This window comes from Chryseolinea sp. H1M3-3 (assembly GCF_029360725.1).
Classification (GTDB): domain Bacteria; phylum Bacteroidota; class Bacteroidia; order Cytophagales; family Cyclobacteriaceae; genus Chryseolinea.
Genome location: NZ_JARKMY010000014.1, coordinates 236,736 through 255,190, shown reverse-complemented (window position 1 = coordinate 255,190; position 18,455 = coordinate 236,736). Strand labels below are relative to the sequence as shown.

The 18,455-nt window shown below is 40.7% G+C and carries 16 protein-coding genes; 11 read left to right on the top strand and 5 right to left on the bottom strand.

Features of this window, described 5'->3' with window-relative positions; all coding sequences use genetic code 11:
• Positions 1-1,166: 1,166 nt before the first annotated feature.
• A complete protein-coding gene (tnpA, locus tag P2W71_RS22295) occupies positions 1,167-1,637 on the top strand; it encodes an IS200/IS605 family transposase (protein ID WP_276373613.1) in 471 nt (156 codons plus the stop codon).
• Here tnpA and cysQ read toward each other — a convergent pair.
• Positions 1,608-2,366: a 3'(2'),5'-bisphosphate nucleotidase CysQ gene (cysQ, locus tag P2W71_RS22290; RefSeq protein ID WP_276373612.1), complete on the bottom strand. Its 759-nt coding sequence runs from the start codon at positions 2,364-2,366 to the stop codon at positions 1,608-1,610. The genes tnpA and cysQ overlap by 30 nt on opposite strands.
• 342 nt (positions 2,367-2,708) lie before the next feature.
• Here cysQ and P2W71_RS22285 point away from each other — a divergent pair, with 342 nt between their 5' ends.
• Both P2W71_RS22285 and gmd read left to right on the top strand, forming a co-directional pair.
• The gene (locus P2W71_RS22285; RefSeq protein ID WP_276373611.1) at positions 2,709-3,650 is read left to right on the top strand and encodes a GDP-L-fucose synthase; all 942 of its coding nucleotides are present in this window, start codon (positions 2,709-2,711) and stop codon (positions 3,648-3,650) included.
• 167 nt (positions 3,651-3,817) lie between these two features.
• Entirely contained in the window at positions 3,818-4,942 is a 1,125-nt protein-coding gene (gene gmd, locus P2W71_RS22280) for a GDP-mannose 4,6-dehydratase (protein WP_276373610.1), read from the top strand.
• Positions 4,943-5,289: 347 nt separating this feature from the next.
• On the opposite strand, the gene P2W71_RS22275 is transcribed toward gmd, so the two are convergent.
• Positions 5,290-6,276: an AraC family transcriptional regulator gene (locus P2W71_RS22275; protein ID WP_276373609.1), complete on the bottom strand. Its 987-nt coding sequence runs from the start codon at positions 6,274-6,276 to the stop codon at positions 5,290-5,292.
• 78 nt (positions 6,277-6,354) lie between these two features.
• On the opposite strand from P2W71_RS22275, the gene P2W71_RS22270 reads away from it, so the two are divergent.
• Entirely contained in the window at positions 6,355-7,149 is a 795-nt protein-coding gene (locus tag P2W71_RS22270) for a cupin domain-containing protein (protein WP_276373608.1), read from the top strand.
• A gap of 389 nt (positions 7,150-7,538) precedes the next feature.
• On the opposite strand, the gene P2W71_RS22265 is transcribed toward P2W71_RS22270, so the two are convergent.
• From P2W71_RS22265 to P2W71_RS22255, 3 genes are all read right to left on the bottom strand, one after another.
• Positions 7,539-8,120, bottom strand: a complete 582-nt coding sequence (locus P2W71_RS22265) for a hypothetical protein (RefSeq protein ID WP_276373607.1) — start codon at positions 8,118-8,120, stop codon at positions 7,539-7,541.
• A 4-nt stretch (positions 8,121-8,124) separates the two neighbouring features.
• Positions 8,125-8,691, bottom strand: coding sequence for a hypothetical protein (locus P2W71_RS22260; protein ID WP_276373606.1), 567 nt, complete (start codon positions 8,689-8,691; stop codon positions 8,125-8,127).
• Between the two features lie 126 nt (positions 8,692-8,817).
• The gene (locus P2W71_RS22255) at positions 8,818-9,384 is read right to left on the bottom strand and encodes a hypothetical protein (protein WP_276373605.1); all 567 of its coding nucleotides are present in this window, start codon (positions 9,382-9,384) and stop codon (positions 8,818-8,820) included.
• Between the two features lie 557 nt (positions 9,385-9,941).
• On the opposite strand from P2W71_RS22255, the gene P2W71_RS22250 reads away from it, so the two are divergent.
• The 7 genes from P2W71_RS22250 (at position 9,942) to pseB (ending at position 18,454) form a co-directional block, all read left to right on the top strand.
• Complete coding sequence (locus tag P2W71_RS22250) at positions 9,942-10,943, top strand: WYL domain-containing protein (protein WP_276373604.1); 1,002 nt, start codon at positions 9,942-9,944, stop codon at positions 10,941-10,943.
• Between the two features lie 271 nt (positions 10,944-11,214).
• Entirely contained in the window at positions 11,215-12,039 is an 825-nt protein-coding gene (locus P2W71_RS22245) for a polysaccharide biosynthesis/export family protein (RefSeq protein WP_276373603.1), read from the top strand.
• A 2-nt stretch (positions 12,040-12,041) separates the two neighbouring features.
• Positions 12,042-14,453, top strand: coding sequence for a tyrosine-protein kinase (locus tag P2W71_RS22240; protein WP_276373602.1), 2,412 nt, complete (start codon positions 12,042-12,044; stop codon positions 14,451-14,453).
• A gap of 127 nt (positions 14,454-14,580) precedes the next feature.
• Entirely contained in the window at positions 14,581-15,129 is a 549-nt protein-coding gene (locus P2W71_RS22235) for a winged helix-turn-helix domain-containing protein (RefSeq protein ID WP_276373601.1), read from the top strand.
• A gap of 119 nt (positions 15,130-15,248) precedes the next feature.
• Complete coding sequence (locus P2W71_RS22230; RefSeq protein ID WP_276373600.1) at positions 15,249-16,121, top strand: ABC transporter permease; 873 nt, start codon at positions 15,249-15,251, stop codon at positions 16,119-16,121.
• Between the two features lie 43 nt (positions 16,122-16,164).
• Positions 16,165-17,448, top strand: coding sequence for an ABC transporter ATP-binding protein (locus tag P2W71_RS22225; RefSeq protein ID WP_276373599.1), 1,284 nt, complete (start codon positions 16,165-16,167; stop codon positions 17,446-17,448).
• Between the two features lies 1 nt (position 17,449).
• Positions 17,450-18,454: a UDP-N-acetylglucosamine 4,6-dehydratase (inverting) gene (gene pseB, locus P2W71_RS22220; RefSeq protein WP_276373598.1), complete on the top strand. Its 1,005-nt coding sequence runs from the start codon at positions 17,450-17,452 to the stop codon at positions 18,452-18,454.
• Position 18,455 lies beyond the last annotated feature (1 nt).

Sequence of the window (18,455 nt, the reverse complement as noted above, 5' to 3'; positions counted from 1 at the left end):
CGCTCGAGGTCCATGTGCGCGTTGGTAGATCTTTCTTTAGCGCAAGGCTGCGAGCATTCAAATTAAAATTATCCGGGTTGTTCTAACAACCTTTTTAAAGGGCTAAAGCCCAATTTATATCCATTACAATACCCCGAGCTAAAGCTCAGGGCAATTGAAGCGCTCGAGGTCCATGTGCGCGTTGATAGATCTTTCTTTAGCGCAAGGCTGCGAGCATTCAAATTAAATTTATCCGGGTTGTTCTAACAGCCTTCTTTTAAAGGGCTAAAGCCCAATTTATATCCATTACAATACCCCGAGCTAAAGCTCAGGGCAATTGAAGCGCTCGAGGTCCATGTGCGCGTTGGTAGATCTTTCTTTAGCGCAAGGCTGCGAGCACTCAAATTAAAATTATCCGGGTTGTTCTAACAACCTTCTTTTAAAGGGCTAAAGGCTAATTTATATCCATTACAATACCCCGAGCTAAAGCTCAGGGCAATTGAAGCGCTCGAGGTCCATGTGCGCGTTGGTAGATCTTTCTTTAGCGCAAGGCTGCGAGCATTCAAATTAAAATTATCCGGGTTGTTCTAACAACCTTCTTTTAAAGGGCTAAAGGCTAATTTATATCCATTACAATACCCCGAGCTAAAGCTCAGGGCAATTGAAGCGCTCGAGGTCCATGTGCGCGTTGGTAGATCTTTCTTTAGCGCAAGGCTGCGAGCATTCAAATTAAAATTATCCGGGTTGTTTAACAACCTTCTTTTAAAGGGCTAAAGGCTAATTTATATCCATTACAATCCCCGAGCTTCAGCTCGGGGAAAATAATAGAAAGATTATTGCGCTTTAGCCCCTTATGATTGGGGCAGATGATATTATAATTAGAGTTTCATTTCATTTAGTTATTTCAGATGTACGGCATTAAAAAATATAGAGGTATTTAAATTGCGCTGCGCTCGTGGTGATTCTTTCCTTTGCAGTTAACAATTGCAGAATCATAAAAATCGATTCTTAAATCATCAAAAACATGGAACCCGGCACTCATAATCATCGAGCGTATTCAATTGCCCCGAGCTTCAGCTCGGGGATAAATTCAAGGATTATTGGGCTTTAGCCCTTTAAACCCCTTGATAATATCCAATCAATCTATTTCCTTTAAGCAAAAGTTGTGTGTCATTTTAATAATTCCTATGCCATATTTAAAAGTCTACATCCATTTTGTCTGGTCGACAAAAAACCGGATACCATTTCTTAATTCACCAATCTTAAGACAAAACCTCTGGAACCATATTCAGGAAAACGGATTAGCGAAAGGAGTCTTCATTGACACCATCAACGGCTATGAAGAACATTGTCATTGTTTGATCTCACTACGCGTCGATCAGAATATCAGTAAGGTCATGCATTTGCTTAAAGGAGAATCCTCTTACTGGATGAATAAAAACAAATTGTGTTCACAAAAATTCGAATGGCAAGATGATTATTTTGCGATGTCAGTATCAGAATCTATGGTCGATAAAGTTAGGCGCTATATAAAGAATCAAGAAGCGCATCATAAGACAAAATCATTTAAAGAAGAATATGATGAGTTAGTGAGCAAGTATCGATTTCCCCTCGCAACCCACAAGAATTCAGCACACCAAGAATCCCGGATTCAATAAATTCTTTTTGTTGTATGTCAACTCTTCCGCTGATCCTTGTTTTAGAACCTGTAAACCTACGGCATTGACAATTGCATGTGCTGCTGCGGTATCCCACTCCATCGTCGGGGCGTGACGAGGATAAACATCAGCAGCGCCTTCTGCTAACAACATAAACTTCAAACTACTTCCTGAAGAAACAAGGGAAGGTTGTTTTAGAGAGTCAATGAATTGTTGGGTGTCGGTATTTAAGTGGGAGCGGGAAGCTACAACCCTTAAACCAGGCTGTTGCAGATTAATTCTTCCACGGTATGCTAATTTTTTTACAACACCTTTTCGGTTGATAAACGCTCCCTGTTCAGAAGCATAGTAAATGTCACCTGTGACCGGGACAGCGACAACACCCAATACTGCTTTTTTTTTGTGAATTAACGCGATGTTTACAGTAAATTCTCCGTTGCGTTTCAAAAATTCTTTAGTGCCATCCAGGGGATCTATCATCCAGAAATATTCCCATGTTTTTCTTTCATCATAGGATATCGCTGCCCCCTCCTCACTCAAGATTGGGAGATTAAAAGACTGTAAAGTGGAGGTGATGGTATCATGAGCTTTTTTATCGGCGAGTGTTAAAGGAGAATTATCCCCTTTAAGTTCCGCCTGGAAATCACCGGAATGATAGACTTCAAGTATTTCAACACAAGCTTTTTCAGAAGCCTGGACTGCTTTCTCCAACAGGGATTGCGTGTTCATAGATTGATTATGCACAAGCTGCAAATATATATTGTTTATTGCCTTGCACTTAAAGGCGTTGAGCATAAACATCGAGCCCTCCCTCACCAGCCCAGCGCTTTAGCCCTGGACTGGGCGTTTTTCACACGTTTCCAGCCGCTTTTAACGACAACAATTTCGCCGATAAAAGACTTTAATCATCATTGGACGGGTGAGAGGCCTCTATATTTGTCGCGGTTTAAGGCCTTATTTTTATATTTGATAGCCTCATGCTAACCATTTTATGGATTAGGATGTTAGAATTGGCATAAAAAGGTAGAATAAGGAAAAGACCTTCAAAAACGAATATAGCGCTTTTAGGAAATGAATAAGGAGTCAAAAATTTATGTAGCTGGTCACCGTGGAATGGTTGGTTCAGCGATTTACAGGAAACTTCAGAAAGACGGTTACACCAACTTGGTGGTGGCGACATCTGCTGAACTTGATCTGAGAAATACGACAGCTGTGGATGAATTCTTCCGCGAGAATCAGCCGGAATACGTGTTCCTGGCCGCTGCTAAGGTAGGGGGTATTTTAGCCAACAATAATTATCCGGCGGATTTTCTCTATGATAACCTGATGATCCAGAATAATGTCATTGAGGCATCTTTCCGGTATAATGTTGAAAAATTGTTATTCCTGGGATCTTCGTGCATCTACCCGAAATTTGCGCCACAGCCTATTAAAGAGGAGAGTCTTCTTAGTGGATACCTTGAACCTACGAACGAAGCTTATGCCATTGCTAAGATCGCAGGTATCAAACTTTGCCAGGCCTATCATAAGCAACATGGTAAACGGTTTATATCAGCTATGCCTACAAATTTATATGGCTTTGGCGATAACTACCATCCAGAAAATTCTCATGTGCTTCCAGCATTGCTTCGCAGATTTCATGAGGCAAAAGAAAATAATCTTGAAGAGGTCATTATCTGGGGTACAGGCACCCCGTTGCGTGAATTTATGTTTGCCGATGATCTCGGTGCAGCTTGCTTGTTTTTAATGCAACGATATGAAAAACCTGAAATCATCAATGTGGGTACAGGTGAAGAAACCAGCATATTAGAACTCGCTCATGTCATTGCCGAAGCGGTTGGATTTAAAGGGCACATAGGCTTTGATAAGAGCAAACCCGACGGCACTCCAAGAAAATTAATGGATTCCTCCCGGTTACATAGCCTCGGTTTCCACCATCAAACCTCACTGAAAGAAGGAATTAGCGTTACTTATCAGGATTTTTTGAGTAAGATAGCAGTGTATGCCAAATAGTGCGCTTTCTAAGGCTACAGGAAAAGCCCTCAGTAGTGTTGAGGGTTTATACTAATGCACAGTGAACAAAAGCTTTGAAACTTTTTAAATATAATTTGGATGAACCGGCTCACCTATGCCAGGGTGGGCAATCCTTAAACTTTTAACTTTAAACCATATCAGTAGTAATGAAAAAAGCATTTATCACAGGTATTACCGGTCAGGATGGTGCCTATCTTTCAGAGTTTTTGTTGGATAAAGGATACGAAGTACATGGTCTGAAAAGACGTTCTTCGCTGTTTAACACAGCGCGTATCGATCATATCTACCAGGATCCTCATGACAAAGGTGCACGTATGAAACTGCACTTCGGTGACCTGACTGATTCAACCAATCTTATCCGCCTGATCCAGGAAATTCAGCCCGATGAAATATACAACCTGGGGGCTATGAGTCATGTGCGGGTAAGCTTTGATATGCCTGAATATGTTGCTAACACGGATGCCATTGGTACCCTGCGGATTCTCGAGGCGGTTAGACTTTTAGGTCTTACTGAAAAGACCCGCATCTATCAGGCTTCTACTTCTGAATTATATGGTAAAGTACAAGCGATACCACAATCTGAAACCACGCCATTCTATCCACGCTCGCCTTATGCGGTAGCAAAGATGTATGGTTACTGGATCACCGTAAACTATCGTGAAGCATATAATATGTATGCCTGCAATGGTATATTATTTAATCACGAGTCGCCGTTGCGTGGTGAGACTTTCGTATCGCGTAAGATTACTCGTGCTGTGGCTCGTATGGTCTTAGGATTACAAGAGAAAGTATACATGGGTAACATTGATTCTAAACGTGACTGGGGACATGCCCGTGATTATGTTGAAGCAATGTATCTGATCCTCCAACAAAAAGAGCCTGAGGACTATGTTATCGCTACAGGCGAAACAACATCGGTTCGTGAATTTATGGTCCGTGCTTTCGCGCACGTAGGCGCTACGTTGATCTTCAAGGGAAGCGGCGTAAAAGAAGTTGGTATCATCGATTCCGTTAAGAACGATGTCATTGAAGGAGGATCTGCATTAAAAGCAGGGGCTGAAGTAGTCTGCATCGATCCACGTTATTTCCGTCCAACGGAAGTGGATCTATTGTTAGGGGATCCAACCAAGTCAAAAGAAAAGTTAGGCTGGAAACCTAAATACGATGTGAATGCCCTGCTCCGCGAAATGGTTGACGCTGACTTAGACCTGATGAGAGGAGAAAGCCATTTGAAGAAAGGTGGATTTAGAACTTATAATTTCCACGAGTAGGAGTGGTGAAGTGTTTAGGTGTTTGGGTGTTTATGTGTTTAAGTTAAGCTCACGACGTGGGCATGTAATAAAAAAGGGACCGGGGAAAGCCGGTCTTTTTTTGTATTACGCCATGTTGAGCCTACCCACATTCTCGAAGTTATTGCCCTTGATGCGAAACCGTTTTGAATATCGAACAAGGAACACCGAATATCGAATAACGATCGGATGCTGCTTCGGTGGATTTTTATTTCCAAAAACTATTCGCTCGCGATGATGAGCAATCAAGGTGCGCATGTTAAAGCCACGCCCTTCATCATTCCTTGTTCCCGGCCTACCGGCGGGCAGGCTTGTTCGATATTCGGTGTTCAAATCCTCCCAACCTCACTCGGACTATAACCGTAGCGTTTTTTGAACTCATACGAGAAGCTCCCGGTATTGTTGTAGCCGATGAACTGGGCTATGTCAGAGATTGTCATTTGCGAATCGCTCAAAAGGGCTTTGGCTTTTTGCATTCTCAGGTGAAGTATGTATCCAAATACCGTTGTATTAAAAAAATGTTTGTATCCTTTCTTAAGCTTAAATTCATTTACTCCAAAATGATACGTCAGGTGCTTCAGCGTAAGTGGTTCGAGATAGGCGCAATCAAGATATTCTTTAACCGCAAATATTTTTTCCTTATCTTCTTTCCTCCATTGTTCTTTCGTGGAAATACCCTGGAGCGTATGCAAATGTTCCATCTGCATGGCAAACAGCTCCATCATTTTGCTTTCGATAAAAATATACTGTGTTGGGCCTTGAAATTTACGCTGACGCATGGAAAGCACAACATCCGCAATTCGTCCATCCCAATTCATGGAATGAGGGCTTGCCAGGTAGTTTTCTCTCCGATAAATGTTCTCGCCTAATTTTTGAAGTGAACTGTTCTCATTGGATTGCAAAAGACTATTTAAATACGGAAGATCATAGGTTATCGTGAGCGCGTGAAAATTGCCCGAATGAAAGATGTGATTTCCGGCAAAGCTGGTACTGTATTGCACGTTGTGATTTCGGGTGCTGAAATGAAGGGGTTCCTTCAAGTAAGGAAAACGAGATTCTACATCTCCTTCTAAAATAAATACCGACTCTGCCGTTTCTTTTGGTTCTGCATCGATGAGTTGAAACGGTTTGCCTGAGCATAATGACATTTCGGTGAGCACCATACCGGGTGTTGTAACAGTACGGATGTTGCCCGATGCCAGTTTGGGTTCGTTAAACTCGAACACCGTTTCCGTATATCTTTCGCTGGCATGCAGCGTGGTGGCCTTTGCCTCTCCAAAATAGTCAGCCCAGTTAGCAGTATTGATTTTATCCATTTTGCCTAAATGAAAATCCGTTTATCCTAACGTTGATCGGCGGAACATCAAAGACCTTTGTCAAAACATTTTACAACTATGAAAGACTTGTTAGTTCCGGCAGCCAACGGCTTAAAAAAAACTCAAATTTCATTAAAAACGGAAAAATGGCTGTTTTCGTTGTCCCTGTTATTCTATCCGCTTGGAATTACTAAAATCTGGCGCGTCAAAGGATGGCTTGCCCTGAAGTTATTCTATTCCATTTTTGGTTTTGCCTTTTTTGTCCTCATTTCAGCGTATCTGAGCATTGTCGTATTTGCGTTATTCCTTCCCCCCTTGGATCGGAGCGTCGGTAACCGTTCTGATAAAACGGTCTACAACAAAGCAGGCAACTATTCGGCTACATTTCTGAAAAGCGGAAACGAAACAAATGGAGCCTACGAATTAGTACAGGTTGAGTTGGAACCCTACGGAGGGAATGACTGGCATTATCATAAAAGTTTTCGCGAGGAATTTAGCGTGCTGGAAGGCCAGGTAAAGGTGGGCAAAAATGGGCAGGAAATTCTGCTTGGTAAAGGTGAAGGTGCGGTGGCTAATCATGAAGACATGCACTTTTTCAAGAACGCCAGGGATCAGAAATCATTATTGTTGGTGAAGATCGTGCCGGCGTCAGGTCTCGAGAAAACGATCAGGGTTGCCTACGGTCTTATCAACGATGGCCTGCTTAAAAACGACATGACGGAAAACCCATGGCATATGGCGCTGCTGCTAGCGTACTCCGAATCGTATCTTCAGGGTTTGCCCGGTTGGTTTCAGGAGCCGCTAATCACTTCACTGGCAAAGATTGCACAGTGGAAGGGAGAAGATCGGGAACTTTATAAATATTTTAAATAGCGTAGTGCACGAACTTATCACCCCACGCCCCTTCATCATTCCTTGTTCGGTGTTCGATATTCGGTGTTCAATCCCGTTTTTTGAATATCGAACAAGGAACACCGAATCTCGAATGATGAACTATGCTCGATCTGAAGGCTTACTTTTTTCAATCTGTAATTGGAGAACTGAAAAGACTCGAATCGGGTGCTGCAGATTAAGCCCGACCCTTCATCATTCCTTGTTCGGTGTTCAATATTCAGTGTTCATCCCGTTTTGAATATCGAACAAGGAACACCGAATATTGAATGATGAACTGCGCTCGATCTGAAGGCTTACCTATTTCAATCTGTAATTGGAGAACTGAAAAAGACTCGAATAGGGGGCTGCACGTTAAGACCAACCCTTCATCATTCCTTGTTCGGTGTTCGATATTCGATATTCAAATTTTCTTCTGAACATCGAACAATTACTTCCTTCATCGTCATATTTCCTGGCCTGTCAATCACCATCACCTTCACTCTTGTATCATCCACAATTGGATTTTCTACAGTACAAATGTATCGCCAACGCGTACTCCCTTTGTGACGTATGGCACTCCCGTGTTCAATCAATTTTCCATTTGAGTGAACCATCATCACCTGGACCTTTTCAATCTTTAAATAATCAACAGACTCAATAATTATTTGGTCACCTCGTTTTCCGGAATATCGACCTGTGATGACATGCTCAATGCTCGGATGCGTCAGATAATCCCTGACAGCAGCAGTGAAAGCATGATTATAGCGAAGCCTTTTGGCGATAACAGCATAATACTGACTCGCCACCGGATCTCGGAGTTTCTCCTTTGCATAAAGGTGAGCTCGCTGAATCCGTTCCAGTCTGGCAGGTTGGAGATCATCATTTACTAAAGTCGCAACGGATGCAGGTGGAAAAAATAGGTCTGTGATGCTGCGGCCGATTGCGCTCCATGAAACTACACTGATAGCCATAGCGTTAATCGATAACTACTGTTTTTACAGCGATGTTTCCAGGCATGTCCGTCACTTTTACTTCAACCAGGTTTCCGACTGATAAGGAATTGGCCCGTTGTACAACGTATTTAAAATCACGTTGAAAGCCATCGCAATTCACGTAGCCAGCCTCAATGACTTTTCCGTTTGCGCTGAAAATCGTTACGCACACCGACAAGTTTTTTCCTTTTGAGGCACTGGTAATGAAAATGAAAGCTTCTTTACTTCCGGTATCAACACCGGTGGTAATTTCTTCGATTTCCGGCCGTTTCAGATAGTCTGCAACGGCAGCGGCATATGCGCTGGTGGACTTCAATTTTTTTGCCGCCTTTTCGTACATGTACTTCAAGTCAGGATCGTCGAGTGCCATTTTTGCATACATGGTTGCCAGTCTAAATCGTTCGCGTTGTTCTTTTTGAATAGCAGTAGGTGCTGCCCGCCTTTGCGGAGGAAGACACATAATTGTTTTTCCATTTAGCTGACGAAACACAACATTCCCCAGCTTGCCACTAATGCCATGCAGCAGTATATTATTTTCTATAATAGCCATAAAATAAATTGGTTTAAGATGGTTGATAAATTGGTTTAAGGTTAATCAACCCCTGGCCTACCTCCTCCATGGCGGAGGCAGGTTGCAGGGTTGAAAGAAGAAGCAGCAGCCTTATTGAAATGCTGACTAAAGAACACGTTCTTCAATCGTTTCATTACCGGGCCTGTCGATCGCCTTGACGGTTACTTTTGTACCAGCGAGCACCGCATTTGCCTGTACTGCCGCATACTGATAATCCATCTCGCCATCTTGTTGGACAGCATCGCCGGTTTCCAGCAAGGTCCCATCGGGAGCATTAATACTAACGTTGATCCGTACGATTTTAAAATCATCGATCGGTCTGACTTGAATAATACTACCAGGCTGACCTGTGTAGCCTTCCAGCAAAATCGCTGCAATCTGTGGCGGACGCAGGTAATCTCTTACCGCCACGGTAAACGCTGTCATGAACTCATCACCCTTTGCAGCAGCCTCATAAACTGCTTTAATCTCCGGATTTCTAAGCGCTGACTTTGCGTAGGTTGCCGCGTTCTTGAACCGCTCACGAACTACCTTTTGCTTTTCTGTGAGTACACCAGTTCTTTCACCATTGGTTGCGAGAATTGTTCGCTTACCACGTTTGCGCAAGACAAGGTTTGACCCAACTTTTCCACTCACTCCTTCAAGGAGTGCATTCAATTTTACATTTCCCATTTTTGTTTTTGTTTAAGGGTTATACATAATTTTAACTTTTCAATTTTTTAACAGGCCTGTGTTATTAATTGATGTTTCAAAATTATGTCGTCACCGTGCAGCCAGTCTGCACGCAAAAAAAATGTTGAAATTTTTTTTTATTTTTTTTGAAAGAATCTCTCACCAACGTAACCGCTGCGCAAAATTGCACATCGCCCAAAAATCAAATTCGTGTTTTTACTTCCAGGTCTCAGTCGGCACTTGTCCATGATAGCTCCATGTTAGCTCCATGATAGCTCCATGCTTCTCCATGCTCCTCGGTTTTTCATTGTGTTTTCGGCCTTTTTAAAAAGCGCCGAGGGTCACAGATGCGAGGCGTAAAAAAAATGGTCATGTGCAGTCCTGCACAAATCCGTTGCGTGTTTATTTTATTTGATAAAAGAAAAAAATGAAGATGATGAAGGATGTTTGTCCTTTCACGGGGGTAGGAGTAGACGGACGTACGCTTCGCCTTGTTGTTATTACTGACTTTTGCTTTTAACTACTTTTTTCTATTTTCGAGTATAACCAAACGTTACATGGCAGCCGGTAAAAATCCTTACCTCCGTTATAGAATTATAAACGCATGTCTAACCAGCAAACGTAAAAAACATTGGTCGCCCGATGAGCTGATCGCTAAACTTGGCGAGCATGACTTACAAATTTCATTACGATCATTGAAGTCCGACCTGGAAAACATGCGTTGTGACGAACGACTCGGATATTTCGCTCCGATAGTATATTGTCGAACCAACAAAGGTTATTACTACACCGATCCTGACTATTCGATCGATGCGTTACCGCTAAGTGAAGAGGACATTCAGGCCTTTTCAGTTCTGGTCAATTCCTTACAAAAATATAAAGGCGCACTCGTCGTGAATCAGCTTGAAGGAATGTTCGATAAGCTTGGTAAGGTAGCCGAACAGTTGAAGCAAAAAGACAAACCGCAGCACGGCATCATTGAGTTCGAGAAAGTGCCGTATTATAAAGGTATCATGTACTTTGACCCGATCATGCATGCGCTGCATAACAAACAACCCATCAAGATCACATATAAGAAATTTGATCATGACAACCCCTACACGCACATTTTTCATCCTTACCTGTTGAAGGAATATAAATCCCGTTGGTACACCCGTGGTTACAGTGAATTGCGCAAGACCAACGTGACGCTCGCATTAGATAGGATCGAAGAAATAGTAGAGCATCCTGCCCCATTCAAAGAAAACAAGGAAGACAATATCTATGCATGCTTTCGCCATACCATAGGCGTCACCATTGTGAAAGGGGATGTAGAAGAAGTGGAATTGTTATTCACACCCTCCCAGGGAAACTATGTCAAAACCCTTCACCTCCACGACACACAAACCACCATCGCCGATAACGACGAAGGCTTGCGTGTTACACTTGCGCTAAAACCTAATTATGAATTGCTGCAAACGTTGCTGAGTTATGGGGCAGAAGTAAAAGTGCTGAAGCCTTTGAGTTTGCAGGAGAAAATAAAGGAAGCATTGGGGAAGGCTTGTGCGCTGTATGAGTAAACGACGTTGAGTGGTATCAATCATTGATTCAGAAGTTAGACTTTAGGATTTCTCGTCAGACTAAAGCTTTGCAAAGGCGGCAATGCTACTTCCTTGTTTATTACCAGTTTTAAACGCTTAATCTAAAAGTGCCAAAATCGATAAGTTTTAAACTAAATCCGTTACATCGTGTTTCCTGGAAAATTATTTAAAATTTCCTACGTTAGCTCCTTTAGCAAAGGGAAAACTTTATAAAGGAAATTACACAACAACCTGTATATTTGCCCCTTCTTTGAAAACGAAAAACATAGAAATGACCCGGATTTGGCTGATTTTTGGAATAGCCGTAATAGTTTTAAACGCCTGTGTTCCAGCAAAGAAGTTGGTTTATTTGCAGAAAGAAGATGAACTAAAGAACAGGAAGTCCATTCCGACCGATTCGATATTAAGATCTCATAAGTTAGATATACAAGAATATCGGATCCAACCCCAGGATATATTGAGTATAAGTTTTGAAACGCTCAGCGATGAAAATGATGCATTTGATTTCTTAGGGAAACTTGCGGCGCAAGGTCGAACTGCGGGAAACGTTGCAACTGGAGCTGCCGCATCAGGTATAGTAGTTAATCTGGAAGGCGAAATAGAATTTGCGGTTTTAGGGAAAATTAAAGTTGCAGGATTGACTCTATTTGAGGCTCAGGATTCAATTAAGGCCGCTGCTTCGAAATTCATACCTGATGTTATAGTACGTGTGCGCATGCTAAATTTTAGGTTTACTATTTTGGGTGAGGTGAATGGTGAAAAAACGGTTACTTCTGTCACAACCCGTCTGACAATGATGGAAGCCATAGGACAGGCGGGTGGGTTTGCCGAACTCGCAGACAGAAGCAGAGTAAAAGTTATTCGTCAGAATAATAATAATGCTGAAATATTTTATGTAAACCTATTAAATGAGGATTATTTGGAATCCCCTTACTACTATGTGCAACAGAATGATGTGCTTATCGTTCCCCCATTAAAGCAGCGGACTTTCAAACGATACTTTACCAGTAATCTTGGAATTATCACAACAACATTATCGTTTGCTTTTTTAATCTACAGCTTATCAACGAGATAACATTGAAACAGTCAATAGATAACATTCCGGAGTTACAAGATATTGGTCCTGCGAAACAAAATTCGCCAGGGGTACAAATCAATTTGAAACGAGTCGTTGATCGCATAATTAGATTTTGGTATATCATCATTCTTTCCTTATTGATTTCATTAACAATTGCCTACATAATTAACCGATATAGCCCAAGAATTTACCCAGTAAAAGCATCTATTATCATAAAAGAAAACGATGAGAACGTAGGTGCGAAATTTTTATATAATAACGAGCTTATTAATCCTTATCGAAATTTTTATAACGAGCTCTACATTATGAAGTCGTATCCCTTACTACAAGAAGTCATGGATACGTTAGGTTTTGAAGTTTCAATGTACCGGGAAGGAGAATTAAAGACTACTGAATTTTATGACCCTACTTTCCCAGTTAAGTTTCACATTCTACCGAAAGGGATGAGACCAACTGGGGTCTCAATGTATTTCACTATTCTCAACGAAAATACATTTACACTTCAATATGTCGGAGCCGATGAAGAGGCAGGAAAAAAATTTACATCTTTAGCATTTAATGACACCTTACGAATCAATGGATTTTATTTATTGCTAGAAAAAACTCGTTCCGTAAGAGAATATGTTGGTCAACAGTTTACGATTAGGTTCAATGATCCTTTGTCACTTGCTAAGATTTACTCGTCAAAACTAGGAGCAACATTTGCGCAAATTGGTGCTTCTGTTGTGAACTTGGATATTCATGGTCCGGTTGCAAAAAAAGAAATTGATTTTCTTAACAAATTCATCGAGCGTTATCAATTTTATGACGTCGAAAAGAAGAATAAAGTTGCAACTATGGCGATTCGTTTTCTCGATGAACAGCTCCTCGTTATAGGCGATTCCTTAAATGAGTATGAAGACCAGGTTGAAAATTTCAAGGAGAGGAACATCATAACAAGCCTTGAATCCGAGACAGATAGGTTGTATCAAAAAATAGAGGCATTTGAGACGCAAAAATTCCAATATAGATTGTTGGATAATTATTATAAATACATAACCGAATTATTAAAAAACGACCAATATGATGGGATCTTTACTCCCACAAGTGTTGGTATCACGGATAACATTGTTGCATCTCTAGTCACTACTCTTATTCAAGAACAAACTCAAGTAAAAATATACAAGAGCAATGCAGCCGAACGTATGGAGGATAATCCAATTTTGCAGTCTAAGCTTAAAAAAATTGAGTTTATAAAGGGTGACATAATTAAAGCCATTGCAAATAGCCGGGAAACACATAAAATAAATATTGCTTTTATAAATGAGCAGATCAAGCTTGTAGAGGCACAGTTATCAAAACTTCCTCGCACGCAACGCGAACTGGTGGATATTAAGCGAAATTATGGGTTAAAAGAAAATCTTTATGTATTTCTTTTACAAAAGCGCACTGAAGCGGGCCTTTCCAGGGCGTCAACAACGTCCGATATCGTCGTCGTAAATCCTCCGATGGCGGGAGGCCCCATATCTCCTAAAGTAAAGCAAAACTACATAACAGCAGCGGGTATTGGTATTTTCTTGCCCTTGCTGAGTTTTGTTCTTCTAGAGCTTTTTAACAGTCGAATTCAATCGCGTGAGGATATTGAAAAGTTAACGTCCGTGCCCGTCATAGGCGGTATAGGGCACAATTCTTCATTTGACCAGCTAGTGGTAAACAGTAGACCAAAGTCTGCTATGGCTGAGTCATTTCGGGCGTTGCGTTCTAATCTTAACTATTTTACGGCTAATAAAGATCACCTTGTTTTTATGGTTACGTCCTCGATACCGGGGGAGGGCAAGTCTTTTACAACGCTCAACTTAGCATCTGTTATCGCCATGGCTGGAAAGAAAACCATAATAGTGGGTGCAGATTTGAGACGACCCAAGTTATTTGATGATCTTGGGTTAACCAATGAAGTTGGCCTAAGTCAATACTTGTCTGGTATGGCTACACGGGAGCAAATTATACAAAAAAGTAAAATTGAAGATCTTTATTTGATTTCAGGCGGTCCCATGCCACCCAACCCCAGTGAATTGCTGATTCGTCCAGCAATGGAAGAATTAATGCTTGAGCTCCGAAAAACATTCGACTTTATTATTATAGACACCCCTCCACTATCTTTTGTGGCCGACGCGTTTGTTATCTCGAAGTATGCTGATCATTCCATTTATGTAATACGACAGAATTTTACGCCCAACATTGCCTTACAATCACTTGAAGAGTTTTATCAAATAGGAAAACTCACGAACATCAGTATACTGTTTAACGACCTCAGGAAATCTGGCTTGGGTTATGGATACGGCGGATATGGATATGGATATGGTTATGGATACGGCTATGGCTACAGTAGCGGTGGAAAAAATGAAAAAGCCGGTGGATATTATTCAGATTAACATACCTTTTTTCCCATAGCTCGCGGTTTATAGAGTAAAAATTTTACTCATTAGACATTCCCTCTTATCTTTGTGATGCATAAGGCATTTGCCTTTACGCTGATTTCTGACACAACCCTTAAACACCTTGTTAGATTCCTTAATCACATCCAAGACACGGATTAAGATGCTGCTAAAGTTCTTTACTAACAGCCATGCGACTGCCTATTTGAGAGGAATGGCAGAGGAATTCGGGGAATCCACTAATGCGATTCGGCATGAATTGAATAATCTTTCAAAAGCCGGGTATTTGATTTTCAGTGAAGAGGGAAGGACTATTGTTTATCGAGCTAATACAAAGCATCCCCTATATAATGAACTAAGAAGTCTCGTTCACAAATATCTAGGCATTGATAAAATCATTGAAAACATTCTTTCAAGACTTGGCGATCTCAAGCTAGCTTTTATTGTGGGAGATTATGCAAAAGGCAAGGATACTGGCACTATTGAGTTGGTTTTAGTAGGATCTGTAAATGAAAGCTACCTAAATAAGCTTGTGAAAAAAGCCAAAAGCCTGCTGCACAGAAATATAAAAATTGAAATAATCTCTGTGAATGATTTCAAAAAAAATAAAACGTCATTTGGCAACGCCCTGCTAGTATGGAATACAAGTGAGATTTCAAATGATTCAATATAACATGAGTGCCATGGTCAATGAGTTGGCGGCCTTACCACGGTATTGTTAGGCAACTACTTAGGCGTGCAGCAAATTATAAAGTAGAAAAATATTCACGGATGTTTCTTTAACAAGTATAGATGAAAGAAAAGACTTTTGAGCGATCTTCTGAGGGAAATTGGGATTTGGAAATAAAACCAAAGCCACACTTGTTGGACCTTAATTTTGCCGAGATCTGGCGTTATAAGGACTTAATGTTACTTTTTGTAAAAAGAGACTTCATTGCACAATATAAACAAACCATACTCGGTCCGGTTTGGCATTTAATACAACCAATCCTAACCACGTTGATGTTCCTTTTAATATTCTCAAATATTGCGAAGATTCCGACTGACGGAATAAATCCTGTGGTGTTCTACATGTCAGGCATTACTGTCTGGAATTATTTTTCACTTTGCTTAACCAGTACGTCAAATACTTTCCTCACTAACGCAAACATATTTGGGAAAGTTTATTTTCCGCGGCTAATCATGCCATTATCGGTGATTATCTCTAACATGATTCGATTTGGAATTCAGTTTCTACTATTACTTAGCATGATGATTTGGTTTCATTTCCATGGATTCCCTATGCAAATCACTTTTAAATGGCTTACCATCCCAATACTTATCCTGCTAATGGCAGGCATAGCCCTAGGGTTGGGTATCGTTATTTCTTCACTGACCACCAAATACCGTGATTTTTCTGTGCTTCTGGCTTTCGCAATACAACTAGGTATGTACGCAACACCGATAGCTTATCCTATGACGTATTTGGAAGGTACTTCTTATGGGAGTATAATAAAATTGAATCCCCTCACCGCGGTCGTAGAAGCTTTTCGATATGTTCTATTTGGTAAGGGATTGTTTAATCCAATGGATTTACTGTATAGTGCTGGCTTTATGATTGTTCTCTTATTCATTGGAATAATACTATTCAATAGGGTTGAAAAAAAATTTATGGACACTGTATAGTTGGTAACGAGATAGAGTAATAAGACTTTTAAAATTTAGTTCCATGAATACCGTGATAAGAGTTGAGGATGTGTCAAAGCAATATAGACTTGGCAAAATTGGCACCGGTTCGTTTACACATGATCTGAATCGGTGGTGGCATGCAATCAGAGGCAAGGAAAACCCCTATCTGAAAATAGGTGAAGTCAATGATAGGACCATGAGAAGTACAAGTGAATATGTTTGGGCACTTAAGGACATTTCTTTTGATGTACAACAAGGGGACGTTATTGGGATCATCGGAAATAATGGAGCAGGTAAAAGTACGCTGTTAAAACTGTTAAGCAGGACGACATTGCCTACTACAGGTAACATTAAAATCAAAGGTCGTATTGCTAGCTTATTGGAGGTTGGTACAGGATTTCATCCAGAGCTTTCTGGTCGAGAAAATGTATTTTTGAATGGAGCTATTTTGGGTATGACAAGAGCTGAGATTAAAAGGAAATTTGATGAGATTTTAGATTTTTCCGGTGTCGAAAAATATATCGACACACCTGTGAAACGATATAGCAGTGGCATGTATGTTCGATTAGCATTTGGGGTAGCGGCACATTTAGATCCTGAAGTATTGATTGTTGACGAGGTCCTGGCTGTTGGGGATACAGAATTTCAGCGAAAGGCGTTAGGGCGAATGAAAGAGGTTAGTCATAAAGAGGGACGAACAGTTTTATTTGTTAGTCACAATATGGCGTCGATTCGACAACTTTGTACAAAAGGATTTTATATGAAAAACGGGGCAATAATGTTTCAGGGTGGGGTGGAGGAAGCAATTCATAAATATAATTCGCAGAATGTAAATTCCGATTTAACATCCTGTTATAAAAAGAAGGAGATACAAAAAAACGCAATAGAAGTAATTGAAGCGGAGGTTTTAGGTAGAGATCTAAAAAACAAAAACCTATTCAACGCAGATGAAGATATTATAATCCGATTGACATGTGCCAAAAACGAAATGCTCCCTGGAATTCAGGGTTATTTTGTTATTAAAAACGAGTTGGAAGAATTTTACATAGAAAGCGATACGTATGATTTTCTGCCTAATATTTTGGATGATTTAGACATCGGCCTGCATGTGCTTTATTTAACAATTCCTAATCGTGTTTTGCCAAAGGGAAAGTTCAACGTGTACCTAAATTTTACAAGTCATTTTTCTTCAAAAGGACATAACTTGGATAGCCCAAGAGATATTTTAAGTTTTGAAGTATACGATAGTACGACCAGAAGAGGGCAACAAAGAAAGGCCCATAGTAATATGATCATTGAATGGAAAAAAGATTTTAAACTGTAAAATGTTAAGCAATAAATCTATATTAATTACAGGTGGTACAGGGTCCTTGGGGAAGGCATTAACAAAAGCTTTACTAAGTCGGTGGCCTCAAATAAAACGATTGGTCATTTTTTCGCGTGATGAGCAAAAACAATTTCACATGGCGCAAGAGTACCCATCAGATCAATACCCTAATGTCCGGTTTTTCATTGGTGATGTCCGAGATTTTGATCGCGTTAAGCGTGCGCTGAAAAATATTGATTACGTTATTCATGCGGCGGCTATGAAGCATGTACACATTGCAGAATATAATCCGATGGAATGTGTTAAGACAAATATTCTTGGTGCAGAAAACATTATTAACGCTTGCCTTGAAACAGAGGTCAAACGTGTGGTTTCTTTATCGACAGATAAGGCAGCAGCCCCCGTGAATTTGTATGGAGCAACAAAGCTCGCTTCTGATAAGCTTTTTGTTGCAGCTAACAATATTCGTGGTGCAAATCCAATTCAGTTTTCCGTTGTACGATACGGTAACGTAATGGGGTCTAACGGTTCGGTCATACCTTTTTTTATTAATAAAAGGACTGGGGGCATATTGCCGATTACTGACGACACGATGACGCGCTTTAACATTACACTGCAGGGCGGCGTAGACATGGTGCTTCACGCACTAGAACATGCTTGGGGTGGCGAAATATTTGTTCCGAAAATCCCTTCTTATAGGATTATGGACGTTGCTGAGGCAATAGGACCAGAATGTAAAAAAGTTATTGTTGGAATGCGGCCAGGCGAGAAGATTCATGAAGAAATGATTACCTCCTCTGATTCTTTTTACACTTATGATTTGGGGCGTTATTACGCAATCCTCCCTTCTAATCCTCGTTGGAAGCTTGAAGATTTTATTAATCATTTTAAGGCTGTTAAAGTTCCTTTCGGATTTCATTACAGTTCCGGGGAAAATTCCGACTGGGTAGGGGTTGATGAATTAAGAAAACTTATCAAGGAACATGTTGATCCAACGTTTTAAT

What these genes read in the sequence shown, in the direction of transcription:
- P2W71_RS22230 (WP_276373600.1), top strand. Translation starts at nt 15,249, where the DNA reads ATGAAAGAAAAGACTTTTGAGCGATCTTCTGAGGGAAATTGGGATTTG.
- P2W71_RS22285 (WP_276373611.1), top strand. Translation starts at nt 2,709, where the DNA reads ATGAATAAGGAGTCAAAAATTTATGTAGCTGGTCACCGTGGAATGGTT.
- P2W71_RS22250 (WP_276373604.1), top strand. Translation starts at nt 9,942, where the DNA reads ATGGCAGCCGGTAAAAATCCTTACCTCCGTTATAGAATTATAAACGCA.
- P2W71_RS22275 (WP_276373609.1), bottom strand. Translation starts at nt 6,276, where the DNA reads ATGGATAAAATCAATACTGCTAACTGGGCTGACTATTTTGGAGAGGCA.
- pseB (WP_276373598.1), top strand. Translation starts at nt 17,450, where the DNA reads ATGTTAAGCAATAAATCTATATTAATTACAGGTGGTACAGGGTCCTTG.
- P2W71_RS22255 (WP_276373605.1), bottom strand. Translation starts at nt 9,384, where the DNA reads ATGGGAAATGTAAAATTGAATGCACTCCTTGAAGGAGTGAGTGGAAAA.
- cysQ (WP_276373612.1), bottom strand. Translation starts at nt 2,366, where the DNA reads ATGAACACGCAATCCCTGTTGGAGAAAGCAGTCCAGGCTTCTGAAAAA.
- P2W71_RS22265 (WP_276373607.1), bottom strand. Translation starts at nt 8,120, where the DNA reads ATGGCTATCAGTGTAGTTTCATGGAGCGCAATCGGCCGCAGCATCACA.
- P2W71_RS22225 (WP_276373599.1), top strand. Translation starts at nt 16,165, where the DNA reads ATGAATACCGTGATAAGAGTTGAGGATGTGTCAAAGCAATATAGACTT.
- P2W71_RS22270 (WP_276373608.1), top strand. Translation starts at nt 6,355, where the DNA reads ATGAAAGACTTGTTAGTTCCGGCAGCCAACGGCTTAAAAAAAACTCAA.
- tnpA (WP_276373613.1), top strand. Translation starts at nt 1,167, where the DNA reads ATGCCATATTTAAAAGTCTACATCCATTTTGTCTGGTCGACAAAAAAC.
- gmd (WP_276373610.1), top strand. Translation starts at nt 3,818, where the DNA reads ATGAAAAAAGCATTTATCACAGGTATTACCGGTCAGGATGGTGCCTAT.
- P2W71_RS22260 (WP_276373606.1), bottom strand. Translation starts at nt 8,691, where the DNA reads ATGGCTATTATAGAAAATAATATACTGCTGCATGGCATTAGTGGCAAG.